28 protein-coding genes are annotated in these 23,209 nt (G+C 32.1%); 16 read left to right on the top strand and 12 right to left on the bottom strand.

The genetic code is table 11. The features are described from left to right. Nucleotides 1–8: 8 nt before the first annotated feature. Nucleotides 9–1,259 (bottom strand): efflux RND transporter periplasmic adaptor subunit, encoded by a 1,251-nt coding sequence (locus ACFWU4_RS06375; RefSeq protein WP_411125978.1) that lies wholly within the window; start codon nt 1,257–1,259, stop codon nt 9–11. A gap of 196 nt (nt 1,260–1,455) precedes the next feature. Here ACFWU4_RS06375 and ACFWU4_RS06370 point away from each other — a divergent pair, with 196 nt between their 5' ends. From ACFWU4_RS06370 to ACFWU4_RS06360, 3 genes are read left to right on the top strand one after another with little or no spacing between them, the layout of a single operon-like run. Further along, complete coding sequence (locus ACFWU4_RS06370) at nt 1,456–2,808, top strand: sigma-54-dependent transcriptional regulator (protein ID WP_411125976.1); 1,353 nt, start codon at nt 1,456–1,458, stop codon at nt 2,806–2,808. Further along, on the top strand, nt 2,798–4,141 hold the full coding sequence (locus ACFWU4_RS06365) for a sensor histidine kinase (RefSeq protein ID WP_411125974.1): 1,344 nt from the start codon (nt 2,798–2,800) through the stop codon (nt 4,139–4,141). Before ACFWU4_RS06370 ends, ACFWU4_RS06365 begins: the two co-directional genes overlap by 11 nt. A gap of 17 nt (nt 4,142–4,158) precedes the next feature. Further along, complete coding sequence (locus ACFWU4_RS06360; protein WP_411125973.1) at nt 4,159–4,887, top strand: nitroreductase family protein; 729 nt, start codon at nt 4,159–4,161, stop codon at nt 4,885–4,887. A gap of 1 nt (nt 4,888) precedes the next feature. Here the strand turns inward: ACFWU4_RS06360 and ACFWU4_RS06355 are convergent, their stop codons facing one another. The 5 genes from ACFWU4_RS06355 to ACFWU4_RS06335 all read right to left on the bottom strand — a co-directional run bounded on the left by ACFWU4_RS06355 (nt 4,889) and on the right by ACFWU4_RS06335 (nt 9,042). Beyond that, nucleotides 4,889–6,868, bottom strand: coding sequence for a cytochrome c biogenesis protein CcdA (locus tag ACFWU4_RS06355; protein ID WP_411125971.1), 1,980 nt, complete (start codon nt 6,866–6,868; stop codon nt 4,889–4,891). Between the two features lie 140 nt (nt 6,869–7,008). Further along, nucleotides 7,009–7,419 (bottom strand): rhodanese-like domain-containing protein, encoded by a 411-nt coding sequence (locus ACFWU4_RS06350; RefSeq protein WP_411125969.1) that lies wholly within the window; start codon nt 7,417–7,419, stop codon nt 7,009–7,011. 21 nt (nt 7,420–7,440) lie between these two features. Then, entirely contained in the window at nt 7,441–7,752 is a 312-nt protein-coding gene (locus ACFWU4_RS06345) for a rhodanese-like domain-containing protein (protein ID WP_411125967.1), read from the bottom strand. A 120-nt stretch (nt 7,753–7,872) separates the two neighbouring features. Further along, on the bottom strand, nt 7,873–8,487 hold the full coding sequence (locus ACFWU4_RS06340) for a thioredoxin family protein (RefSeq protein WP_411125965.1): 615 nt from the start codon (nt 8,485–8,487) through the stop codon (nt 7,873–7,875). Nucleotides 8,488–8,493: 6 nt separating this feature from the next. Beyond that, nucleotides 8,494–9,042 carry a TlpA disulfide reductase family protein gene (locus ACFWU4_RS06335; RefSeq protein ID WP_411125963.1) on the bottom strand — a complete coding sequence of 183 codons (549 nt, stop codon included), beginning with the start codon at nt 9,040–9,042 and terminating at the stop codon, nt 8,494–8,496. A 231-nt stretch (nt 9,043–9,273) separates the two neighbouring features. Here ACFWU4_RS06335 and ACFWU4_RS06330 point away from each other — a divergent pair, with 231 nt between their 5' ends. The 13 genes from ACFWU4_RS06330 to ACFWU4_RS06270 all read left to right on the top strand — a co-directional run bounded on the left by ACFWU4_RS06330 (nt 9,274) and on the right by ACFWU4_RS06270 (nt 18,796). Then, on the top strand, nt 9,274–10,674 hold the full coding sequence (locus ACFWU4_RS06330) for an anthranilate synthase component I family protein (RefSeq protein ID WP_411125961.1): 1,401 nt from the start codon (nt 9,274–9,276) through the stop codon (nt 10,672–10,674). 1 nt (nt 10,675) lies between these two features. After that, nucleotides 10,676–11,242 (top strand): anthranilate synthase component II, encoded by a 567-nt coding sequence (locus ACFWU4_RS06325; RefSeq protein WP_411125959.1) that lies wholly within the window; start codon nt 10,676–10,678, stop codon nt 11,240–11,242. 2 nt (nt 11,243–11,244) lie between these two features. Next, complete coding sequence (trpD, locus tag ACFWU4_RS06320; protein WP_411125957.1) at nt 11,245–12,237, top strand: anthranilate phosphoribosyltransferase; 993 nt, start codon at nt 11,245–11,247, stop codon at nt 12,235–12,237. Continuing rightward, nucleotides 12,234–13,019: an indole-3-glycerol phosphate synthase TrpC gene (trpC, locus tag ACFWU4_RS06315; RefSeq protein ID WP_411125955.1), complete on the top strand. Its 786-nt coding sequence runs from the start codon at nt 12,234–12,236 to the stop codon at nt 13,017–13,019. The genes trpD and trpC overlap by 4 nt, the downstream gene beginning before the upstream one ends. Beyond that, complete coding sequence (locus ACFWU4_RS06310; RefSeq protein WP_411125954.1) at nt 13,016–13,630, top strand: phosphoribosylanthranilate isomerase; 615 nt, start codon at nt 13,016–13,018, stop codon at nt 13,628–13,630. Before trpC ends, ACFWU4_RS06310 begins: the two co-directional genes overlap by 4 nt. Then, a complete protein-coding gene (gene trpB, locus ACFWU4_RS06305; RefSeq protein WP_411125952.1) occupies nt 13,614–14,795 on the top strand; it encodes a tryptophan synthase subunit beta in 1,182 nt (393 codons plus the stop codon). Before ACFWU4_RS06310 ends, trpB begins: the two co-directional genes overlap by 17 nt. Nucleotides 14,796–14,878: 83 nt before the next feature. Beyond that, nucleotides 14,879–15,640, top strand: a complete 762-nt coding sequence (trpA, locus tag ACFWU4_RS06300) for a tryptophan synthase subunit alpha (protein WP_411125950.1) — start codon at nt 14,879–14,881, stop codon at nt 15,638–15,640. 1 nt (nt 15,641) lies between these two features. Further along, nucleotides 15,642–15,866 carry a hypothetical protein gene (locus tag ACFWU4_RS06295; protein ID WP_411125949.1) on the top strand — a complete coding sequence of 75 codons (225 nt, stop codon included), beginning with the start codon at nt 15,642–15,644 and terminating at the stop codon, nt 15,864–15,866. Continuing rightward, the gene (locus ACFWU4_RS06290; RefSeq protein WP_411125948.1) at nt 15,856–16,311 is read left to right on the top strand and encodes a tRNA (cytidine(34)-2'-O)-methyltransferase; all 456 of its coding nucleotides are present in this window, start codon (nt 15,856–15,858) and stop codon (nt 16,309–16,311) included. Before ACFWU4_RS06295 ends, ACFWU4_RS06290 begins: the two co-directional genes overlap by 11 nt. A gap of 23 nt (nt 16,312–16,334) precedes the next feature. Further along, nucleotides 16,335–16,700: a hypothetical protein gene (locus tag ACFWU4_RS06285; protein ID WP_411125947.1), complete on the top strand. Its 366-nt coding sequence runs from the start codon at nt 16,335–16,337 to the stop codon at nt 16,698–16,700. 85 nt (nt 16,701–16,785) lie between these two features. Further along, nucleotides 16,786–16,962: a hypothetical protein gene (locus tag ACFWU4_RS06280; RefSeq protein WP_411125945.1), complete on the top strand. Its 177-nt coding sequence runs from the start codon at nt 16,786–16,788 to the stop codon at nt 16,960–16,962. A 55-nt stretch (nt 16,963–17,017) separates the two neighbouring features. After that, nucleotides 17,018–17,902 (top strand): alpha/beta hydrolase, encoded by an 885-nt coding sequence (locus tag ACFWU4_RS06275; RefSeq protein ID WP_411125944.1) that lies wholly within the window; start codon nt 17,018–17,020, stop codon nt 17,900–17,902. A 3-nt stretch (nt 17,903–17,905) separates the two neighbouring features. Beyond that, nucleotides 17,906–18,796 (top strand): YitT family protein, encoded by an 891-nt coding sequence (locus ACFWU4_RS06270; RefSeq protein WP_411125942.1) that lies wholly within the window; start codon nt 17,906–17,908, stop codon nt 18,794–18,796. Here the strand turns inward: ACFWU4_RS06270 and ACFWU4_RS06265 are convergent. From ACFWU4_RS06265 to yaaA, 6 genes are all read right to left on the bottom strand, one after another. After that, the gene (locus tag ACFWU4_RS06265; protein WP_411125940.1) at nt 18,793–19,017 is read right to left on the bottom strand and encodes a VF530 family DNA-binding protein; all 225 of its coding nucleotides are present in this window, start codon (nt 19,015–19,017) and stop codon (nt 18,793–18,795) included. The genes ACFWU4_RS06270 and ACFWU4_RS06265 overlap by 4 nt on opposite strands. Nucleotide 19,018: 1 nt before the next feature. Beyond that, a complete protein-coding gene (locus ACFWU4_RS06260) occupies nt 19,019–19,234 on the bottom strand; it encodes a DUF6500 family protein (protein ID WP_411125938.1) in 216 nt (71 codons plus the stop codon). A gap of 2 nt (nt 19,235–19,236) precedes the next feature. After that, nucleotides 19,237–20,520 (bottom strand): DEAD/DEAH box helicase, encoded by a 1,284-nt coding sequence (locus tag ACFWU4_RS06255; RefSeq protein WP_411125936.1) that lies wholly within the window; start codon nt 20,518–20,520, stop codon nt 19,237–19,239. A gap of 103 nt (nt 20,521–20,623) precedes the next feature. Continuing rightward, nucleotides 20,624–21,427 carry a tryptophan-rich sensory protein gene (locus ACFWU4_RS06250; RefSeq protein WP_411125934.1) on the bottom strand — a complete coding sequence of 268 codons (804 nt, stop codon included), beginning with the start codon at nt 21,425–21,427 and terminating at the stop codon, nt 20,624–20,626. A 141-nt stretch (nt 21,428–21,568) separates the two neighbouring features. Continuing rightward, nucleotides 21,569–22,291 carry a hypothetical protein gene (locus tag ACFWU4_RS06245; RefSeq protein ID WP_411125932.1) on the bottom strand — a complete coding sequence of 241 codons (723 nt, stop codon included), beginning with the start codon at nt 22,289–22,291 and terminating at the stop codon, nt 21,569–21,571. Between the two features lie 30 nt (nt 22,292–22,321). After that, nucleotides 22,322–23,080, bottom strand: a complete 759-nt coding sequence (gene yaaA, locus ACFWU4_RS06240; protein ID WP_411125930.1) for a peroxide stress protein YaaA — start codon at nt 23,078–23,080, stop codon at nt 22,322–22,324. Nucleotides 23,081–23,209: the final 129 nt, after the last annotated feature.

Raw genomic sequence — 23,209 nt, 5'->3', positions numbered from 1 at the left:
TATGTTCTTTATTTTAAAATAAGTTCTTCTGTATCGCCAAAAGAATCATAACTAGAGGTTACCACCTTATCACCAGGATTTAATCCTTCAATAACCTCATAATATTCTGTGTTCTGACTTCCTAGTCTAATATTTACTTTGTAAGCTGTATTTCCGTCTTCACTCACTTTAAAAATCCAATTACCTCCTGTTTTCTGAAAAAAGCCTCCTTTAGGAACTAACAATGCTTCTTTCTCTGCGCTTAAGGCTACACGGATTTGTAAATTCTGACCTCTTCTTATACCTTCTGGTACCTCGCCTTCAAATTTCATATCGACTTGAAAGCGTCCGTTAGTAACCTGTGTAAACACTTTCTTTATTGTTAATGTGTATGTTCTATTATTTAGTGTAAATGTTCCTGTTTGGCCATTGTAAATTCTTGAGATATAGTGCTCATCTATATCTACTCTTACTTTATAAGCACTAGTCACATCCACTTGTCCTAATCTTGTGCCTTTATTTATAGATTGACCAATTTCCGCATCTAATGATGTTAACTGACCATCGATTGGTGCACGTACAACTAAATCGCCTACTTTTTTTCGCATTAATTCTAAGGCACTTTGAGTTCTAGCATAAGAGTTCTTAGCTTGATTAACTTCTAATTTTGAAGAAATTGAATCCTCAGATAAAACTTGCTCTGATAATTTCATGCGCTCCTTCTGATATTTAAAGTTATTTTCCGAAGACTCGTAATCCATTCTTCCGATAGCTCCTTTTTCGTATAAACGCTTATTCAAATTATAAACACGCTCAGCTTCAATGAGATTATTTTCAACATCTGTAAATTGATTTTGTCTATTAATGGTATTCTGTCTCGCAGCATTTTGCGAAATCTGCATTTGTGTTAATAAATTATAGACCGATGTTTCTTGGTTTACTAAGGTTAATTCTAAATCTGTATTAGATAACCGTAGAATTGGTTCCCCTTTTTTCATCATTGCTCCGTCTTCTACAAACTTCTCTTCTACACGACCACCTTCTAAAGCATCTAAGTAAATTGTTGTAATTGGTAATACAATGCCGTTAACTGGAATATTTTCTTGAAATACACTTTTATTGACTGTATTTATAGAAATTCTTTCCTTTTCAACATTCAGTTTAGAACCACCTGAGGTATGGATAATCACATAAACTATCAAAGCGATAATAGCTAAAACACCTGCGACAAGTCCTATTTTTTTATTTGAAAATTTCTTCTTTTGAATTGGAACGTCCATTTTTTATTCTTTGTTTATACAATCTATATAGTGAAGATGATGCCAAAACGTCAATTTACTTAAAATCAGTTGTTTATAAATAAATCTAAAAATAAAAGTGTTCGGTTTTGATACACTTAATGTTCGATAGTGTACACATTTTAAACACTTAAAGTTTTATTTTTATAACCTATCGATTAATTGTAATATTGTATAGATGGTTTTAAAAAATGCAATCATATTAGTTGTAGACGATGACGCTGACGTTCTCACTGCGTTACGTCTGCTACTTAAGCCTATAGTAAAAGAAGTAATTACTGAAAAAAATCCTAATAATATAAATGCTCAAATTGAACGTAGTAATGTAGATATTGTAATTCTCGACATGAATTTTAATGGGCTTGTAAATACAGGTAACGAAGGTATTTTTTGGTTGAATAAAATTAGGAAGTTAAAACCAGAAATAGCGGTTATTCTAATGACTGCCTATGCAGATATTGACTTGGCCATTAAAGGACTTAAAGAAGGCGCTTCAGATTTCTTAATGAAGCCTTGGAAGAATCAAAAAGTAGTGGAAACTATAACTACTATTCTTAGTAAAAAGACATCGAAGACTAAACAAAAAGAAAATTTAAATACTAATAGCGTAGACATTATTGGTGAAAGCGATGTAATGAATGATGTTTTTGTTAAGCTTAAGAAGGTAGCACCAACAGATGCTAATGTTCTTGTCCTTGGTGAAAATGGAACAGGTAAAGATTTAATTGCTAGAGCACTTCACGATCACTCAAATAGAAAAAATAAACCTTTCATAAAAGTAGATGTAGGTGCACTAACATCATCATTATTTGAAAGTGAATTATTCGGCTATAAAAAAGGAGCTTTTACAGATGCAAGAGAAGATCGCAAAGGTCGATTTGAAGCTGCAAATGGTGGAACACTTTTTTTAGATGAGATTGGCAATATTACATTAGGGCAACAAGTAAGATTATTAACGGTTTTACAAAACAGACAAGTAACTCCCTTAGGCTCTAATGAACCCATACCAATAGACATAAGACTTATTTGCGCTACAAATGAAGACCCAAAAGTTTTAGCAGATGAAAAAAGATTCAGGAAAGATTTAATCTACAGAATAAATACTGTTGATATTACTGTGCCTCCTTTAAGAGATCGAGGAACTGATATTACTGAGCTATCGCGTCATTTTGTATCACTCTATGCAGAAAAATATAATAAAACTGCATTTTCTTTTGACTCTGGTTTTATATCCAAGCTCAAAAAACATGATTTTCCAGGAAATGTACGAGAACTTCAATATGTGTTAGAACGTGCTGTGATTATGACAGAAGGTAACACTCTAAAACCCGACGATTTAGTTTTTTCTTCTATAGAGCGTTCTACAACTTCAAAACACATTGAAGCAACAAGTATGAACTTAGATGACATAGAAAAAAATGCTATTCTTACCGTATTAGAAAAACACAAAGGAAATGTTTCTAAATCTGCAAAAGAACTAGGTATTACTAGAGCTGCCTTATATAGACGATTAGAAAAATATGAACTATAGAGTTTACATTCTTAGATTATTTTTTAGAATTTTACTCCTTGTAGGTCTTATTCTTGGTCTCACTTATTTTATCTACAATGACAATACCTCTTACGCTATCATAATCAGTTTAGGGATTATCTATATTATTATTAATACCTATAGTTTTGTGAAACGACGTTTTGTAGCTATGGATGATTTTTTTGAAGCTGTAAAATATCGTGATTTTTCAAGATGGTTTCCAGAAGATAGAGGTCCTAAAGACATTCGGTTTTTATACACAGGCTTTAATGAAATTAATCGTACCATTAAAGAAATTAACTCTCAAAATCAGGCGCAGTATGTTTATCTACAGAAGATTTTAGAGATGGTAGATATCGGTATTATTGCTTATAATTTAGAAACTGGCGATGTATTATGGTCTAATGATTCATTTGGTGATATTTTAGATATACCATCTTTTAAAAACATCAGATTTGTTGAAAACAGAAAACCTGAATTATATAACACTGTTTTTGAAACCTATCATAGAGAACCCAATTCTATCTCAATTGCGTTACAAAATGAAAGCATTAAAATATTAATTTCAGATACTGTTTTTCAAGTTGATGAAGATGCTTTTAAATTAATTGTTATTCAAGACATCGACAATACACTTAATAAGAATGAGTCTGAATCATGGAAAAAATTATTGAGCGTAATGACTCATGAGATCATGAATTCTATAGCACCTATTTCTTCTCTAGCTGATACACTCCAATCTAATTTACAATTAGCTATTGAACAACCAAAAGAAAACAATTTAGAATTAGATGATTTAAATTCTGGAATTAAGACCATCAAAAACCGAAGTGAAGGTTTATTAAAGTTCGCTAAGACTTACCGCAGTTTAAGTAAGGTCACTAACCTAAATCTACAACGGGTTAAAGTATCCGAACTGTTTCATGATATTCAGCTATTAATGGCACCTTCAATTGAAGCTAAGAATATAGATATTGAGTTTAAAATTTCTAGTCCAAAACTAGAATTAGACATAGATACACATCTTATTGAGCAAGTCTTAATTAACCTTATACTAAATGCTGTTGATGCTTGTAGACACAAAGATGATGCTCAAATTAAAGTGATCGCCTCTCAAAACTCAAATAGAGATATTGCTTTCAAAGTAATTGATAATGGTTCTGGTATTCCGCAAGATATTTTAGAAAATATTTTTATCCCTTTCTTTACTAGTAAAGCAACAGGAAGTGGAATTGGTCTGAGCCTATGTAAGCAGATTATGTTACTCCATAAAGGACGAATAATTGTAAAAAGTATTGAAGGAGAAGGCTCTGTTTTTAGCCTTATTTTTTAAAATAATAAAACTTCAAAATGGAGAAAACAGTAACTGAAGCGATTGCCTATAGACGATCTACTCGAGTATATAAGAATGAATCTATAAACACTGATAAGGTAAAGCAATGTTTATTTAACGCATCGTTAGCACCAACGAGTAGTAATCTTCAGCTTTGGGAGTTTTACCATATAACCGATAAAACCATTTTGAAGAAATTAGCTGAAGCTTGTTTTAACCAAAGCGCTGCTAAAACAGCACAGCAACTTGTAGTTATTGTAACTCGCAAAGACCTGTGGAGAAAACGTGCTAAAGCGAATGTTGAATTCTTAAATAAAGTTTATGACAAACCAGATTTGAGTGAGCGCGATTTAAAGCGTAAAAAGATGGCAACAAAATATTACAAAAAATTAATACCAACTATCTATTCAGACTTTCTTGGTATACTTGGTTATATAAAATTTATTGTGTTTCAAATTGTTGGTCTATTTAAACCCATTTACAGGCAAACTCGGTTAAGTGACATGCGTATTGTAGCGCATAAAAGTGCAGGATTAGCAGCACAAAATTTTATGACAAGCATGGCTGGCATAGGTTACGACACCTGCCCAATGGAAGGTAGTGATACTTTAAGAGTAAAACAGATTTTAAAACTCCCTCGTGGTGCAGAAATAAATATGGTAATTAGTTGCGGAATTAGAGATGACAAAGGTATTTACGGTCCGCGTTTTAGAGTACCATTTGAAGACGTTTATTTTGAAGTCTAATTTATTTCTTAAAATTTTCTAATCCCGTTTTTAACCATTGATAATACGCATCTGCGTTAGGCTCGTAAGCATTTGTTACATTCAACAAGCTCATATCTGCATCTAGTAATGCATAATACGGCTGAGAGTTGTTCTGAAAATTTGTAGTTTGTAATGCAGTCCATTTATCTCCATAGGTCTCTATCTCTTTTAGAGTTCCATTAGACCTTAAATATTGAAATTGCTCATCCTTTGGTAAGGCTTTCTCATTATCATCTACATACAATGAAATAATAATATAATCTTCACTTAAAATCTTATATATATCAGATTTGCTCCATACCTGCTCTTCCATTTTTCTGCAATTAACACAGGTCCATCCAGTAAAATCCAAAAGAATAGGCTTATTCTCAATTTTTGCAGCAGCAATGCCTTCATTTAAATCCTTGTAGCAGTTTAAGTCCAAGGGGCATTCTGATGCTTTTTCATAAATACTATAAAATAAAGGAGGTGCAAAACCACTTAATAATTTTAGGTTGGCATATTTAGTGTTAGTTAATCCAGGGATTAAATAAATTACAAATGCAATAACTAATATACCACTTGTAATTCTGAATTTACTTAGTTTCTGTAATAGTCCATCATGCGGAAATTTAATTTTTCCAAATAAATATAAAACTAATCCGACTCCAATTATTATCCAAAGACCTATAAATATTTCGCGTTTTAAAAGTCCCCAATGCTCCACTAAATCTGCATTAGACAAGAATTTAAGTGCCAAGGCTAGTTCTATAAAACCAAGCACTACTTTCACCGTATTTAACCATCCACCAGATTTTGGTAATGAATTAAGCCATTTTGGGAACATAGCAAACAATGTAAATGGCAACGCTAGTGCTAAACCAAAACCACTCATACCCATTGTTAATTGAGTTGCTCCACCATCTGCCGTAAGTGAACTACCTAGTAACGTTCCTAAAATTGGACCTGTGCAAGAAAAAGACACAATGGCCAAAGTTAATGCCATAAAAAAGACGCCTATAAAACCACCTATTTTGTTGGCTTTACTATCCATAGCTGCACTCCAAGATTGAGGAAGTGTTAATTCGTAATAGCCAAAAAATGAAAATGCAAAGGCTATAAAAATGACAAAGAAGATAATATTTAGAGTAACATTAGTTGAAATATTGTTTAAAATACCAGGATCTAAAGAATCTAATAAATGAAAAGGAATACTTAATAATGCATAAATTAAAAAGATGAAAAAACCGTAAAGTATAGAGTTGAATAAACCCTTTTTTGGATCACCAGCACTCTTTGTAAAAAATGAGACCGTTAAAGGAATCATTGGAAAGACACAAGGTGTAAGTAACGCTATTAATCCTCCTAAAAAACCAAGGAAAAATATAGATAGATTACTCTTCTCTTCGACATTTTGTTTTTCGTAGTTGTCCCATCCCGTAACACTTAGATTTAACTTTTTAGACAATTGCTTGCTCCTTTCGTCAATTGATATTTCCTTTTTAGCTATTGCTGAACCATCGAGGGATAAATTAAATGTATAATCACCAGGTATACATTTTGAGTTATCACAAGTTTGGTATTCTACATACACTTCAATCTGTTTTAAATCCGCATTAAGTAGTCTTATTTTCTGTTTAAAAATAGCTTGCTCCTTAAACTTTACAACATCTTCTTCAAAAATTTTATCATATATAGATGGTACTGATGGCTCTGAAGTGTCTCCAACGAGTTTATAATTGTTAGGCTGTCCTTTATATTCAAAAAAAGTAGTTGGTGCAAAACTATCCTCAGATTGCTGTATTTGCGAGTATATATACCAATCCTTATCAATATTCGCTGTGAAAATAAGGTTATATTCAGTATCTGAAATTTTCTCAACTTCAGAAGCCCATTTTACAGGTTCTAAAATTTGTGAATATGAGTTAAATGAAAAACCAAATACAAGTAGGCTTAGTAGTAGAATTCTCTTAATTATCATAAATAAAGCGTTAAAACACAAATGTAACAGTTGTGTTCTTATTATTTAATAACTGTCGTCTAAATTATAAAAACCTTAAGACTAATAAGTAGAAAAAATGCGGAATAAAAAAACCGAACAAAATGCTCGGTTTGTATGTTTTATGATTTTGCTTCTATTTCAATTTCACCAGAGTGTTGCCATTTAGAAAGACCTCCATCGAGATCGTATATTTTTGTAAAACCAGCATCTTTAAGCTTTTTAGCACATTTAGCACTTCTTCCTCCGCCCTTACAGTATAAAATTACTGGCTTTTGCTTATCTAACTTAGAAATATCATCATCAAAGGTAGGTGAAGTAAAATCAATATTCTGAGAGTTTGCAATATGAATTTCTTCATATTCTTTTTGCGATCTTACGTCAATTAATTGCACATCTTCTAATTGTAGTATAGACTGCATTTCTTCAGCTGTAACTAGTTTTACTTCAGAATTATCTCTATTACTATTAACACAGCTCATAGAAAAACTTATTGCTACAATAAGACAACTAATTATATATAGTTTTTTCATAATAACTCCTTATTTATAATTTCAATGCGCTGTCTTACCAGTCCACTCATTAAAACCGCCTACTAAATTGTAAGCGTTGTTAAACCCTAATTGATTCATAATTGCACAAGCCTGTCCGCTTCGATTACCAGATCTGCAATACACATAATAGCTCTTGGTTTTATCTAATTTCTGAATTTCGTCAATAAAATCTTGTCCTCTATATATATCTATATGAAGTGAATTAGGAATAATACCTTCATCTACTTCTTGTTGTGTTCTAACATCTAAAACAACCGAATTATTGTCTTCATCGCGCTGTTTTGTCCAATCTTTTTGCTGTAAATCAGCCATATTAACTATTTTGCTTAAACAAAATTAACATTTCTTTATGATATAGACGTAAAAAAATCCGAAGTGTTACACTTCGGATTAAATATTTAACATATTTTTCTAAAAAAACAGGTGATTTATCTATTTGACCTTTATCGAGCACCCAATTGCTCTGGTTTCTTTTACTCGTATATCTTTATTTTTCATTAATGCATCCACTGCATTTTCTACATATTTCACTTTAACAGCACTTGCATCCTTGTAATTATCATCAATAGCACCAATATATTTTACAACGTTGCCCTCTTTAGTCTTCTCTAATAAGTATACATGAGGAGTCTTAGTAGCACCATACTGAGGATAAATTTTCTGACCTTTATCCATTAAATATGGAAAGGTAAAGCCTTTCGCTTTTGCTCTAGCTTGCATAGACTCCATATTATCACCTGGTTTTACTTCTATATTATTTGGCATTATAGCTACAACAGGATAGCCTTTAGATGCATACTTTTTATTTAAAGCCTCTATTCTATCCTCATAGGCAACTGCGTAAGGACAGGTATTACAGGTGAAAATGACAATAAACCCTTCCGCATCGTCAAAATCTGCAAGCGAAACCATTTTACCATTAATATTTTCTAAGCTAAAATCTGTGGCAACATCACCAACTTTATAACCTTCTCCATCTGTATTTGTTGTAAAAGCAGATAGTGATAATACCATCACCATAACCGCGAGTAATTTTAAAGTTTTCATATTTATTTAATTTAAAAATTGTTTTAATTCGTTTTCTAATTCTTCCTTGGTAAAGGATCTTTCGTAAAATTGCCGTTTATCACCCTTATAAATAATTGTAGCTGGTAAAGCACCAGTCCACTTTTCATTTATAGCTGGTATCCACCTGTTTTGATCTGTATCATCAAAAGCCACTACCTTAGATATCAAATTATGCTTTTTCATAAAAGGCTTCAACTTAGTCTCATAATTTTTTGGAAAATCTAAACTCACCAATAAAACTTCAACACCTTTAGACTTATAATTTTTATTGATATCTTCAAAATAAGGTAACTCTTTTACGCAAGGTGCGCACCATGTAGCCCAAAAATTTACGACATGGATTTTGTCGTCTTTTATATGTATTAAAGGCTCCAACCCATCATAATCATAGATTTCTAAATCTATATCAGATATATCTTCAACTGCCTCTTTATTTTCTCTTTCTACATCCTCAATTTCAGTTGCAGTCACCTCTTCGGTGTATTTTTTACAAGCAAATGCAGCTAATAAACAAAGTAGTAAAATACGTTTCATGGTATAAAGTTATTAATCCATTCAATGTTGGCTAATATAATTAACAAAATATTAAATTAAATACTTGAAAATCTGAATTATCATTTCTATCTTTGAATTTCAAATGAAAAAAATAACAAATCATACTTGGTGGTGGAATTTCTCAAACTCATGTTCGTGAAATAACCCTTTGTATACAAAATATAAAAAAAAGGCTTGTCATTCACGACAAGCCTTTTTTAGTATAAATTTATGAAAACATTCAGTCTATATACACATTATAAAAAGATACTGGCAGATACAATTACACCTGTTAGTATTTATCTTAAAATAAGAGATAAATTTCCAAATAGTATACTTTTAGAGAGCAGCGATTATCACGCTAATGACAATAGTTTTTCCTATATATGTTGCAATCCTATAGCTTCTATACAAGTTAATGAAGGTGTCATTTCTCAAACATATCCAGATGGAAGCTCAAAAAATAATTTTGTCAATAAAGTTGGTGTAGTAGAAGAGATTCACAAATTTACGCAACGCTTTAAAGTTGATTCTAAAGAAGATTTTAAATTTATTAATAATGGCATATTTGGTTATACATCATATGATGCAGTAAAGCATTTTGAAGCTATAAATATTGCTAAAAAAGAGGGCTCAATAGAGATACCAGAAATTTATTATGCCGTTTATCAAAATATAATAGCTATAAATCATTTTAAAAACGAAGCTTACATTTTTGCGCATTGCTTCGATACAGAAAATAATATTGATGAAATTCTGCAATTAATTCAGACCAGACAATACGCATCTTACGACTTTAATACTCAAGAAGACATAAAGTCTAATTTAAGCGATGATGAATACAAAGCGCATGTTGAGTTAGCCAAAAAACATTGTGCAAGAGGAGATGTGTTTCAATTAGTACTTTCTAAGCAGTTTTCACAAAAATTTAGTGGAGATGAATTCAATGTCTATCGTGCGCTAAGAAGTATTAACCCTTCACCTTATTTATTTTATTTTGATTATGGCAGTTTTAAAATCTTTGGTAGTTCGCCAGAAGCACAGTTAATTGTAAGTGATGGCACAGCAGAAATTCATCCTATTGCTGGCACTTTTAAACGTACAGGAAACGACTTAAAAGATGCAGAACTCGCAGAAGAGCTTATCCATGATGATAAAGAAAACAGTGAGCACGTAATGCTTGTTGATTTAGCGAGAAATGATCTTAGTAGACATGGAAGCAATGTTACTGTAAAAAATTATAGAGAAGTACAGTTCTTTTCTCATGTTATTCATTTAGTGAGCAAAGTGACCGGAGATATTCGCAAAGGTACAGACACTATGCAAGTTGTAGCAGATACATTTCCTGCAGGAACTTTAAGTGGAGCACCAAAACATAGAGCTATGCAATTAATTGAAAAGTACGAAAAAACCAGCAGAGGTTACTATGGCGGAGCGATAGGATTTATGGATTTTGAAGGAAACTTTAATCACGCCATAATGATTAGAACATTTTTAAGTAAAAATCATAAATTGTTTTGGCAAGCTGGAGCTGGTTTAGTAGCAAAATCAGATGCAGAAAGCGAATTACACGAAGTATACAATAAGCTTGGAGCTTTAACAAAGGCAATAGAGCAAGCAAAAGAAATTTAACATGAAAAAGGTATTAGTAATTGATAATTACGACAGTTTTACATATAATCTTGTACATTATTTACAGGATTTAGATTGTGAAGTCACTGTTAAGAGAAATGACAAACTTACAATTGAAGAGGTTGATGCATTTGACAAAATCGTCTTATCGCCTGGTCCGGGAATACCAGACGAAGCCGGCTTGTTAAAAGAAATAATAGCAATCTACGCTCCTACTAAAAGTATATTAGGTGTATGCCTTGGTCAACAAGCAATAGGAGAGGTCTTTGGAGGTACTTTAGAAAATTTAGAAAATGTCTATCACGGCGTTGCAACGCATGTGACACTTTCTGTTGATGATGAAACGCTTTTTAACGGACTAGATAAAACTTTTGAAGTCGGTCGCTACCATTCTTGGGTCGTAAATACCAATTTACCTGATAGTTTAGAAGCTACTTCTTTTGATGAAAACGGACAAATAATGTCATTAAGACATAAAGTGTATGACGTAAAAGGGGTACAATATCATCCTGAATCTGTCCTGACGCCAGATGGTAAAACTATTCTTAAAAACTGGATCAATTCTTAACTATGAAAGCACTTTTAAATAGACTCATTAACCAAGAAAGTATTTCGAGTAGTGAAGCAAAAAATGTATTGGTTAATATTTCAGAAGGTAAATACAACCAAAGTCAAATAGCTTCATTTTTAACTGTATATATGATGCGTAGTATTACGCTTGAAGAATTAAGAGGATTTAGAGATGCCTTATTAGAGCTTTGTATTCCAGTAGATTTAAACGGTTACAACACTATAGACTTATGTGGTACAGGTGGTGACGGAAAAGATACATTTAATATTTCTACATTATCATCATTTGTAACTGCTGGTGCAGGAGTAAATGTAACTAAACACGGAAATTACGGTGTCTCTTCTGCTTGTGGGTCATCTAACGTAATGGAACATTTAGGCATAAAATTCACCAATGATATAGACTTTTTAAAACGTAGTATTGATGAAACTGGTATATGTGTATTACACGCACCACTTTTTCATCCAGCAATGAAAAATGTAGCGCCTATAAGAAAAGAATTAGGAGTTAAAACGTTCTTTAATATGTTAGGCCCAATGGTAAATCCTGCATTTCCAGACAATCAAATGGTTGGAGTCTTTAATCTTGAATTGTTGAGACTCTACGGTTATTTATATCAAGAAACTAATAAAAACTATGCTGTTGTGCATGCATTAGATGGTTATGACGAAATTTCATTAACAGGGAAGACAAAAGTTATCTCCAATAGATCAGAAGTTTTACTTGAACCTAAAGATTTAGATTTAAATAAAATAGAACAAAAAGAAATTTTTGGAGGTAAAACGGTAAAACAAGCCGCTAAACTTTTTACAAAAATCATTAACGGCAACGGCACAGAAGCACATGCAAATGTGGTATGCGCTAATGCTGGTTTAGCAATAGCAACGGCAAAAAATATTTCTCATAAAGAAGGGTTTCATTTAGCTAAAGCATCTTTGATTAGCGGAAAAGCGAAAGAAAGTTTAACCAAACTGATAGAATTGAGTAAATGAATATTTTAGACAAAATAGTAATTGATAAACGTAAAGAAGTTGATTTACGTAAATCGTTAATTCCAATTTTTCAATTAGAGCAATCTGTTTTATTTGAACGCCAAACAAATTCATTGGCTCAAAACCTAAAGGCTAGTGACTCTGGTATTATTGCTGAACACAAAAGACGTTCACCATCTAAATCTATAATCAACCAAGATTTAAATGTTCAAGATGTTGCTAAAGGTTATGAAGACGCAGGCGTTTGCGGCATGTCCGTTTTAACAGACAGCAAGTATTTTGGTGGAGCCTTAGACGATTTATTAATGGCGCGTGCGAGTTCAACTATTCCACTCTTAAGAAAAGAATTTATAATTGATACCTATCAAATAATTGAAGCAAAAGCTTATGGTGCGGACGTTATTCTACTAATTGCCGCTATATTAACGAAAGAAGAAATTAAACTATTTTCAGAATTGGCAAAAAGTTTAAATCTCGATGTATTACTAGAAGTACATAATGAAGAAGAGTTACATAAGTCAATTATGCCATCATTAGATATGCTAGGTGTTAATAATAGGAATCTCAAAACATTCGAAGTTAGCTTGGATACTTCAAAACAGCTCAGCCAAATGATACCAGGTGATTTTGTCAAAGTATCTGAAAGTGGAATTAGTTCAATCGAAGCAATTAAGGAATTACAACCTTATGGATATGAAGGTTTTTTAATAGGGGAAAACTTTATGAAAACGAATAATCCTGGACTGAGTGCTTCAAAATTTATAAAAAATTTAGAACTATGAAGCTAAAAGTCTGCGGTATGAAATTTAACACAACTGAAGTTGCAAAATTGCGACCAGAGTATTTAGGTTTTATATTCTATACAAATTCGCAAAGAAATTTTGAAGATATAATCCCAAAGCTACCAGACGAAATAAAGAAAGTCGGTGTCTTTGTAGATGAAAAAGTAGAGGTTATTGTAGCTAAGATTGAAAAACATAAACTAGATGCTATTCAGTTACACGGACACGAATCACCAGATACATGCAGATTATTAAAATCAACTAAAAAAGAAATAATTAAAGTTTTTTCTATCAAAGATGAGTTTGACTTCTCTGTACTTAATGAATATGAAGATGTTTGTGATTATTTTTTATTTGATACTAAAGGTAAACTACCAGGCGGAAATGGTTATACTTTTAATTGGGATATACTAAACAACTATTCGTCTCATAAACCCTACTTTTTAAGTGGTGGTATTGGATTAGAAGAAACAGAAAAAATAAAAGCGTTTAGAAAAAGTAAAGCTTCAAATCATTGTTATGCACTTGATGTAAATAGCAAATTTGAAATTGAAGCAGGATTAAAAAATATTGAAGAATTAGAAAAATTTAAACATGAGTTTCAACATTAACAACAAAGGCTATTACGGAGTATTTGGCGGAGCATACATACCTGAAATGCTCTACCCAAATGTAGAAGAATTACGGCAGAATTATTTAAAAATTATGGCAGAATCTTCTTTTCAAGAAGAGTTTAATGCTTTATTAAAAGATTATGTTGGCAGACCATCGCCTCTTTATTATGCAAAGCGCCTTTCAAAAAAGTATAAGACTAAAGTATATTTAAAAAGAGAAGATCTCAATCATACGGGAGCTCATAAGATCAATAATACTATTGGTCAAATATTAATGGCAAAACGACTAGGTAAAAACCGAATTATTGCAGAAACAGGAGCAGGGCAACACGGAGTTGCAACAGCAACAGTTTGTGCTTTAGCAGGTATTGAATGTATTGTCTATATGGGAGAAATTGATATAGCTCGTCAGGCCCCAAATGTAGCTCGTATGAAAATGCTTGGTGCTGAAGTTAGACCTGCTTTATCTGGTAGTCGTACACTAAAAGATGCAACTAATGAAGCCATTAGAGATTGGATTAATAACCCTGTAGATACACATTACATTATTGGCTCTGCTATTGGACCTCATCCCTATCCGGATATGGTAACCAAATTTCAATCTATTATTTCAGAAGAAATTAAATGGCAGTTAAAGGAAAAAGAAGGTAAAGAGGATCCCGATTATGTAGTGGCATGTATTGGCGGAGGAAGCAATGCAGCCGGAACGTATTATCACTTTTTAGACAACAAAAATGTTGGTATCATTGCGGTTGAAGCCGCAGGAAAAGGAATTGATTCCGGAGAAAGCGCTGCAACTTCAGCTCTAGGAAAAGAAGGTATAATACATGGTTGCAAAACATTATTAATGCAAACTTTAGATGGACAAATTACAGAACCTTATTCGATTTCAGCAGGTTTGGATTATCCTGGTGTAGGACCATTACATTCGCACTTATATACCTCCGGTCGTGGTGAATTTTATTCTGCCACAGACGATGAAGCTATGACAGCTGGTTTAGAATTAGCTCAGTTAGAAGGTATTATTCCTGCTATAGAAACCAGTCATGCACTCGCTATTTTTGAGCATAAAACATTTCAACCAGACGATGTGGTAGTGATTAGCCTGTCTGGACGCGGTGATAAAGATTTACAGAATTATATTGATTATTTCGCACTTTAGCGCGAATACTGAAATTGATTCAGTATTTCTTAAATAAAAATGAAGTTTAATTAATAAGGTTCCCACTTTCATGGGAAGTGAATATGAACAGAATAAACAAAAAATTAAAAGAAGACAAGAAACTTCTATCCATATATTTTACAGCCGGATATCCTAATATCGACGACACTGTACCTATTATTCAAAACCTAGAAAAAAGTGGTGTTGATATGATAGAGATTGGATTACCATTTAGTGATCCCTTAGCCGACGGACCAACAATACAAGCTAGCTCTACACAAGCGCTTAAAAATGGAATGACTAGCGCAATGGTATTTAATCAATTAAAAGATATTCGTAAGTCCGTGTCTATTCCCTTAATTATTATGGGTTACTTTAATCCGATGCTTCAATATGGTGTTGAGGCTTTCTGTAAAAAATGTCAAGAAATTGGTATAGACGGTCTAATAATACCCGATTTACCAGTAGATGTATATCATTCAGAATATAAAGCGACTTTCGAAAAATATGGATTAATTAATGTACTCTTAATTACCCCTCAAACTTCAGATGAGCGTATTCGGTATATCGATTCTGTCTCTGATGGCTTTATTTATATGGTAAGTTCTGCTAGTACAACAGGAGCGAAAGTTGGTTTTGGGGATACACAAACTAAATACTTCGAGCGTATTGCTAATATGAATCTTAAAAACCCTCAAATTGTTGGTTTTGGGATTTCTAATAATGAAACCTTTAAACAAGCCACCCAATATGCAAAAGGTGCGATTATTGGAAGTGCTTTTGTAAAACATGCAACCAAAAATGGAATTGATAATATCCCTTCATTTATAAAAACAATTTTATAACATGAAACTAATAAATGATTGGAGAGTTATTATCCTACTATGCCTAACTTTAGGTCTAGCACCATTTTTACCAGAACCTCATATCATTGGGAAACTGAGGTGGTTAGCCGGTGGTGCTAATGGGATGGCACCAAAAGACTATTTTGATATCATTTTACACGGCTTTCCTTTTATATTATTAATTAGATTAATCTATCTAAAAATTACTGCTATCAATGCCGCTTAATATTGTTCTTATAGAACCAGAAATACCAAACAATACAGGTAATATCGGTCGATTAGCTCTAGCTACAGGATCGAGACTTCACTTGGTAAAACCTTTTGGGTTTGAAATTGACGATAAACGATTAAAACGTGCAGGTCTTGATTATTGGCAATATTTAGAAGTAATTTATTACGACAATATAGATGCATTCTTTACTCAAAATCTTGATGCTAAAATGATATTCTTATCAAGCCACGGTAAACAATCTCATTGGGATATTAACTTTATAAATGATATGTTCTTAGTCTTCGGAAAAGAGTCTATAGGTCTACCAAAACCATTGCTAGAAAAACACCAAGACCAGCTTTTTAAAATCCCCCTTTATAGTAAAGAGATTAGAAGCTTAAACTTAGCCAATGCTGTGAGTATTATTGTCTATGAAGGTTTAAGACAACTAGAGTTATAGAAATATATTCACTATCTTTCAGTATGAAACTCACAAAAAACAGTAACGTTTTATTAATAGGACTATCTCTTATCTTAAGTTTAGTAGCATTTACTGGAGTTGCAAATCAAACACCTAATGAAGCTATTAAAACCGCTTTAGTGGTTGGCAATCATAGTAATAACATAAGCTTTTCTATAAACTACAACAAAGCCAATAAGCTAACCGTTGTTTCTTCTGCTAAATACACTGATTATGTATTTATCGAGTTTCAAAAGAATTATAGTATAACAGCCATCTCAGCTTTTAAAAGCTATATATACAAAACCCTTGGTCTTAGAACCTCACAATTGCATACCAAGGGCTTTACCTTTTCTACACATCAAATAGTTTATAACGACCTCGTATAATAGTTTTTAAATAGCCTTTAGTGGCTAAACATCACCTATTTAAGAATAGCATCTAAATTTCTATAGATGCCATAAGCTATTATAAATGAAGATTAAAAAAACTTTTAGGTTAATAGCCTTAATATTTATGATTTTTTTGGCTTGTTTAGTGCCGTTTCCTTTAAAGTTTTCATCAAAAAATAACCTACCCAAAAATCTCATTGAACAAGTTGAAATAAAAGACAACGAAGATGAAGATGAATTTGTAAAAGAGATTTTTTAAGGGGTTTTTATTTAATATATTTGAGACAAACAATGATTACTTAAACCTGACTTAAATGAAAAAAATAACACTTTTTTTTGTCGTATTTCTAACGATTTCTATTTGCTATGCACAAAGTAAAATTGTTGAAAGCCTAAGCATGAAAAGTAATTTGTTAGACACTTCTATAAAATATTCAGTTTATTTACCAAACGGATATGAAGACTCTAAAGAAAAATACCCTATTATTTATCTGCTTAATGGCTTTACCGGCGACGAAACAGATTGGATTAGAAAAGGTTTATTATCCGATATTTTAAGGGAATTATTAAAGGCAAATAAAATCGAACCTATGGTCATAGTAATGCCAGATGGTGACGATAGATTATATATTAATAAGGATGATGGCACTTACCCATATGAAGATATGTTCATAGAAGAGTTTATTCCTTTTATTGAAAATGAGTATCGTATTAAAAATGAAAAACAATTTCGTGGTATAAGCGGACTCTCAATGGGTGGAGCAGGTAGTTTGAGATTAGCATTAAAGTATCACAATTTATTTGGCTCTTGTGCCTCATTTAGCTCTAGTATTAAAACCAATGAGGAGATTATAAATGACAATACTGAACATTTTGACAATTATTTCGGACGAATTTCACCTGCTGTTAAAGGAAAAAAAGGTAATGTTAGACTCACAAAAACCATTAAAGAATTTAACATTCTAGAACTGGTAGAAACAAAAGAGTCAGCACTTCTAAAAACTGTAGATATTTATTTTGATTGCGGCGACGATGATTTTTTAGCAATTGGTAATTCTTCTATGCATATTGCACTAACTAAAAAAGGTATTCCTCACGAATATCGTGTCCGCGATGGTGGTCATACATGGAACTTTTGGATAGATTCTCTTAAGATTGGGTTAGAATTTATGAATGAGTCTATGTTTAACAAAAAATAAAAAATGGTACTAAAAAAAACATTTCGATATTTATCAGAATATATTCAAGTGGCATTTGGTATTGTCCTTGCCAGTATTGGACTAAAGGCCTTTTTATTACCCAATGGATTTTTGGATGGTGGTGTTACAGGTATTGCTCTTCTGGTAAGAAGTTTTGTAGATATTAATTTATCGTACTTACTTATAATTTTTAGTATTCCATTTTTAATATTGGGTTATTATACGGTCTCCAAACGTATTGTGGTAAAATCAATTATTAGCATTATGGGTTTGGCCTTTTTTATTCACTTCGAAAATTTTGCCACCATAACAGACGACAAATTATTGATCTCGATATTTGGAGGTTTATTTCTAGGATCTGGAATTGGAATTGCCATAAGGAATGGATCTGTCTTAGATGGTTCTGAAATTTTAGGTATTTACCTTAACGACAAATTTGGTTTTAGTATCGGACAGGTCATTTTAATATTTAATATTATACTATTTAGTATTACGGCTTACCTACTCTCAGTAGAGGTTGCACTCTATTCAATTCTAACTTATATCGTTACAGCCAAAGTTACAGACCTTACAATCGAAGGGTTCGAAGACTTTATTGGTGTTACTATAGTCTCCAAAGAGTTTTTAGAAATAAAAGTTGCTATAATGAAAGAATTAGGAGCGGGTTTAACTACTTATAAGGGATCTAAAGGATTTGGAAGTCAAGGAACGCAAGAAGATTTCGATATTATACATACCATTATCAATCGTATTGATATTAAAAAAATGCATAGAATAATAGCAGATATAGATCAAAATGCGTTTATAGTAGAATTTGATGTGAATAATGTAAAGGGTGGTGTTTTACGTCATTATTTAGATAAGAAGAAGAACAAAATCTTGCCCAAAATTTAACGCTTTTTACTTAACATTTCTAAATACATATTTTCAACTTTGGTACGTGCCCAAGGTGTTCGTCTTAAAAATTTTAAACTAGATTTTACAGAAGGATCTTGCTTAAAACAGCGAATATTAATTTGGTACCCCATATATTCCCAACCGTAATGTGCCTGAAGATCGCTAACAATCTGTTCTAATTTAATACCATGTAACGGATTATTTGGTTGTGATGACAAATTATGAGTCTTTTACTAATTTCTTAATTTTAATTGCTTTTTCAAAATGATCTAGCTCATGCGTTTTTATCCACCATTTAGCTGCTTCCATTAATAGTTTGGGGTTATCATTTTTGTTCTTAAAAAACGCATAGAAAGAAAGACCAACATTATCACCCTTCTGAGCAATTTTCTTATCGCATATTCGAATCATCTTTTCTTTTAAAGCATCAGTCATTATTAACTTCGATTATTGTTGCGTCTTCTATTTCTATTTTTGTTTCTACTAGCATTTTTATTACCACCAGAACTTCTAGAATTAGAATTCCGATTTCTACCTTGATTTCTATTTCTATTCTGGCCTTGCTTTATTGGCTCCGTTGAGGCATTAGGATCTGGCTCAAAACCTTCTATAATCTCAACATCAACTTTCATATTAATGAGCTTTTCTATACCGCGCAAGTAACTAATCTCATCTGCACTTACTAATGATATAGCTTCACCACTAGCTCCTGCCCTGCCAGTTCTACCTATTCTATGCACATAATCTTCTGCGATATTAGGTAATTCAAAATTCACAACGTGAGGTAACAAAGGAATATCTAAACCACGTGCTGCAATATCAGTTGCTACTAAAACTCTTATCGATCCATTTTTAAATCCGGCTAAAGCTTTAGTTCTTGCTCCTTGACTTTTATTGCCATGGATAGCAGCAGCCGTAATACCGGCACTAATCATTTTTTTTGTTAATCGATTTGCCCCATGTTTTGTTCGAGTAAAGACAAGAACTTGCTGCCAATTCCCTTCAGAAATCAGTTTTATAATTAGACCTGTTTTCTTTGCCTTTGCAACACGATGCACTTTTTGCTGAATAACTTCAACAGCTGTATTCTCTGGTGTAGCCTCTACTTGTACTGGATTATTTAAAATGGAATAAGCTAATTTTTTAATATCCTTAGAAAAAGTTGCTGAGAACATTAAGTTTTGTCGCTTATCTGGCATCAATTTCATAACGCGTTCTATGTCACGTAAAAAACCCATATCTAGCATACGATCAGCCTCATCTAGGACAAATACTTCAACATGTTTTAAGGATAATAACCTTTGATTTTCTAAATCAATTAAGCGACCTGGTGTTGCCACTAAAACATCTACACCTTGTTTTATTCTTGCTACTTGTGGTTTTTGATTAACTCCGCCAAAAATAACGGTACTTCTAATATTCAAAAACTCGCTATATTCTTTAACATTATTATGCACTTGTGCAGCTAACTCTCTTGTTGGAGTTAAAATTAAAGCTCTAATATCTCTATACTTTGGTTTTGGGTTCTCTGATAGAAAGTGCAATAAAGGGAGTGTAAAACCAGCAGTCTTTCCTGTACCTGTTTGGGCAGATGCTAATACATCTTTACCTTCTATTACTGGAGGGATTGCTTTTGCTTGTATTGGTGATGGCGTATCGTATCCTTTCTTGGATATCGCGCGTAAAATAGGCTCAGAAAGACCTAATGTTTTAAATGACATATGTAAAGTTTATGAAGCAAACTCTATTCATTTAGGTCACTCCTTTAATTTTGAGCGAAGTTACAGTTAATTTATTCTATGGTAGAACTAATACTAACATATTCTAATTTAGAGATGCTCGCCATTGTTTAAATTTTAAATATGGGTTTGTCTCTCTATTTTTATAACTATGTAATGCAGTACTCAGTAATAACAGACCAGCACCAATAAATGCTATTGCAACAATTGTATCATTGAAATCAGTATTAGCATTACCAATTCCTACTAAAGCCCAAGCTCCAACCAATGCAAACTCTCTCATATTACGTTTCCATGTCATCACTAAATTTATAACTACTGCAATACTTATCATTATTAATGTCCAAGTAATTTGAGATAAACCTAAGCCATCCCATTCTATTTTAATTAAATAAGTAGATACATTGGCAATACTGGCTACAGTAACCCAACCACTATAAATAACAAATGGCCACCATAAAAAAGCAATTATAGAAAATCGCTTGTCATCTAATTCCATACGGTTATTCCATACAATTTTATATAATGAAAACAATAACAAGAAGATGAATAGACAAGATAGCCCTGTATATTCGTAAATCCAAGCAAACACCCATGCACAGTTAAAAAAGCAACTTAAAACAAACCACCATCCTATTTTCTGAATAAAACTATCATCTCTAACTTTTACAAATAAACTTCTACCTTGATAAATAGCAAATACCAATAAGAGTAAATAGATAATTCCCCAAATAGCAAATGTATAACCGGCTGGAGTAAACAAAGACTTATAATCGTCAGACAGATTTCCAATAGTGGTATTATTCATTAATCCAGTATTAGATAGATAATTAATAAATATAGTCGAGCCAAGGGCTAATCCATTGGTAATCTGTAACGTTTTTTTCATTGATTTGAAATCTACAACCGAGGAACAAAAAGAAATACTTCCATTCTAATAATACCTCTTTTGAGGAACTCAGTAATGTTAATCACTAATATTCGTTAAATATAAATTGTTCTTAAAGCGTCTATATTTTTTTTAAAAGCTTCACAGAGATTTTAACAAACGTTCTACTTCAATAATTGTAGCCTTGTAAATACGTCTATTTGGCTTAGTCATATGATCAGACTCTTCCGATATTTCTTTTAGTAAGGTTTTACCCTCGGCAATCCTATTGTTTTCGAGATAGAATTTAGCCAGTTCTAGTCGTTCATCATAATTAGAGTAAGGTCTATCTATTTGCTTTAATTGAACTTCAGCCTCTTTCATCTTGCCTAAATCCTTTAACGCCAAACCGTAACAAAACTGTTGCTTAGATCCTTTAAAAATAATCTTATCTTGTATAGATTCTGCATATTCTGTAACACCATCATAATCTTTAAGATGAAAGTAACATAACACCAATTGCTGACGTGCATATAAATCATTCTGATCTGTATCTTCTAATGTTTTCTTATAATTAACAATGGCATTTGGCATATCTAAATTTTGCGCATAAGCATCTGCCAATTCAATTCTGTTGGCATACGTATCAGAGAATTCAATCTTTTTTTCTAAATCTTTTATCTTTTTTGTTGGATTTAAAATAGATGAAAACTCTTCTTGAATTTTTTCAGCATCATTTTTATTATATACCTGAGTAATAATATAAATTATCGAACCAAAAACGGGTATGAAAAATATAAGAAAGTACCAATAATATGGCTTACGGTTCTTATATACATGATAAATACAGAATGCTTGAAGTGCTACGATTAAATAATAATACATTGATGAATTTTCGTCATTTAAAGATAGTATTTATCTCGTAAAAACCAACTCACCATCTGAAGACAACTCTTCACTATAACCATAATTATCATAATTAAAACCTTTAATATCATCAATTGTTTTAGCATCTGAATCTATAATATAACGAGTCATAAGGCCTCGCGCTAATTTTGCGAAAATGGCTATAATTTTATATTGCCCGTTTTTAAATTCTTTAAACGCAACATTAATCACTGGGACTTTTAAGGTTTTAGTATCTATAGCTTTAAAATATTCGTTACTTGCTAAATTTAAGAATAACTCGTCATCTTTTAATTCATCATTTAATGCTTGCGTGACTTTCTTTCTCCAAAATTCGTATAAATTCTTATTCTTACCTACGGCCATTTTAGTACCCATTTCTAGTCTGTAGGGCTGCACTAAATCTAAAGGTTTGAGTAAACCATATAAACCAGATATTATGCGAACAGTACTTTCTACTTTATCTAACTTTTCGGTGTCTATTTTATAAGCATCTAAACCTCTATAAACATCGCCACTAAAAGCATAAATTGCTTGTCTCGCATTATCGGCTGTAAAAGGTAACTCCCAATTTTGATTACGCTCATAATTTAATTGGCCTAAATTATCTGAAATATGCATTAATTTAGATAAACTCTTCGGCGACTTCTTTTTTAATAATTTATTTAAACGTTCGGCTTCTGCCAAAAAACAACCTTCTGTAGTTTTAGTGGTTGGTAGTTTGCTTTCAAAATCTAAGGATTTAGCTGGTGAGAGTACAAGTTTCATATTATAAGTCCGCGAAAACGGTATTTTAATAAAAATTAATAATTTCTTTTTCGATTATAAAAATACAATAGTTAAATAATATTGTTTACTGTTTATAACATCAAATAGTTATGAAGATATAAAGACTAT

This window comes from Winogradskyella sp. PE311 (genome assembly GCF_046545555.1).
Classification (GTDB): Bacteria; Bacteroidota; Bacteroidia; order Flavobacteriales; family Flavobacteriaceae; genus Winogradskyella.
Note: the sequence above shows the minus strand (reverse complement) of the source record. Positions and strands in the feature narration are given on the sequence as shown.

Excerpts from the sequence above, each read along its gene's own strand:
- ACFWU4_RS06290 (WP_411125948.1), top strand. The coding sequence starts at position 15,856 with ATGCCGCTTAATATTGTTCTTATAGAACCAGAAATACCAAACAATACA.
- trpA (WP_411125950.1), top strand. The coding sequence starts at position 14,879 with ATGAACAGAATAAACAAAAAATTAAAAGAAGACAAGAAACTTCTATCC.
- ACFWU4_RS06335 (WP_411125963.1), bottom strand. The coding sequence starts at position 9,042 with ATGAAACGTATTTTACTACTTTGTTTATTAGCTGCATTTGCTTGTAAA.
- ACFWU4_RS06295 (WP_411125949.1), top strand. The coding sequence starts at position 15,642 with ATGAAACTAATAAATGATTGGAGAGTTATTATCCTACTATGCCTAACT.
- ACFWU4_RS06250 (WP_411125934.1), bottom strand. The coding sequence starts at position 21,427 with ATGAAAAAAACGTTACAGATTACCAATGGATTAGCCCTTGGCTCGACT.
- ACFWU4_RS06370 (WP_411125976.1), top strand. The coding sequence starts at position 1,456 with ATGGTTTTAAAAAATGCAATCATATTAGTTGTAGACGATGACGCTGAC.
- ACFWU4_RS06355 (WP_411125971.1), bottom strand. The coding sequence starts at position 6,868 with ATGATAATTAAGAGAATTCTACTACTAAGCCTACTTGTATTTGGTTTT.
- ACFWU4_RS06310 (WP_411125954.1), top strand. The coding sequence starts at position 13,016 with ATGAAGCTAAAAGTCTGCGGTATGAAATTTAACACAACTGAAGTTGCA.
- yaaA (WP_411125930.1), bottom strand. The coding sequence starts at position 23,080 with ATGAAACTTGTACTCTCACCAGCTAAATCCTTAGATTTTGAAAGCAAA.
- ACFWU4_RS06260 (WP_411125938.1), bottom strand. The coding sequence starts at position 19,234 with ATGACTGATGCTTTAAAAGAAAAGATGATTCGAATATGCGATAAGAAA.
- ACFWU4_RS06350 (WP_411125969.1), bottom strand. The coding sequence starts at position 7,419 with ATGAAAAAACTATATATAATTAGTTGTCTTATTGTAGCAATAAGTTTT.
- ACFWU4_RS06330 (WP_411125961.1), top strand. The coding sequence starts at position 9,274 with ATGAAAACATTCAGTCTATATACACATTATAAAAAGATACTGGCAGAT.
- trpC (WP_411125955.1), top strand. The coding sequence starts at position 12,234 with ATGAATATTTTAGACAAAATAGTAATTGATAAACGTAAAGAAGTTGAT.
- ACFWU4_RS06340 (WP_411125965.1), bottom strand. The coding sequence starts at position 8,487 with ATGAAAACTTTAAAATTACTCGCGGTTATGGTGATGGTATTATCACTA.
- ACFWU4_RS06345 (WP_411125967.1), bottom strand. The coding sequence starts at position 7,752 with ATGGCTGATTTACAGCAAAAAGATTGGACAAAACAGCGCGATGAAGAC.
- ACFWU4_RS06280 (WP_411125945.1), top strand. The coding sequence starts at position 16,786 with ATGAAGATTAAAAAAACTTTTAGGTTAATAGCCTTAATATTTATGATT.
- ACFWU4_RS06275 (WP_411125944.1), top strand. The coding sequence starts at position 17,018 with ATGAAAAAAATAACACTTTTTTTTGTCGTATTTCTAACGATTTCTATT.
- ACFWU4_RS06365 (WP_411125974.1), top strand. The coding sequence starts at position 2,798 with ATGAACTATAGAGTTTACATTCTTAGATTATTTTTTAGAATTTTACTC.
- ACFWU4_RS06360 (WP_411125973.1), top strand. The coding sequence starts at position 4,159 with ATGGAGAAAACAGTAACTGAAGCGATTGCCTATAGACGATCTACTCGA.
- ACFWU4_RS06285 (WP_411125947.1), top strand. The coding sequence starts at position 16,335 with ATGAAACTCACAAAAAACAGTAACGTTTTATTAATAGGACTATCTCTT.
- trpD (WP_411125957.1), top strand. The coding sequence starts at position 11,245 with ATGAAAGCACTTTTAAATAGACTCATTAACCAAGAAAGTATTTCGAGT.
- ACFWU4_RS06270 (WP_411125942.1), top strand. The coding sequence starts at position 17,906 with ATGGTACTAAAAAAAACATTTCGATATTTATCAGAATATATTCAAGTG.
- ACFWU4_RS06255 (WP_411125936.1), bottom strand. The coding sequence starts at position 20,520 with ATGTCATTTAAAACATTAGGTCTTTCTGAGCCTATTTTACGCGCGATA.
- ACFWU4_RS06325 (WP_411125959.1), top strand. The coding sequence starts at position 10,676 with ATGAAAAAGGTATTAGTAATTGATAATTACGACAGTTTTACATATAAT.
- ACFWU4_RS06375 (WP_411125978.1), bottom strand. The coding sequence starts at position 1,259 with ATGGACGTTCCAATTCAAAAGAAGAAATTTTCAAATAAAAAAATAGGA.
- ACFWU4_RS06245 (WP_411125932.1), bottom strand. The coding sequence starts at position 22,291 with ATGTATTATTATTTAATCGTAGCACTTCAAGCATTCTGTATTTATCAT.
- trpB (WP_411125952.1), top strand. The coding sequence starts at position 13,614 with ATGAGTTTCAACATTAACAACAAAGGCTATTACGGAGTATTTGGCGGA.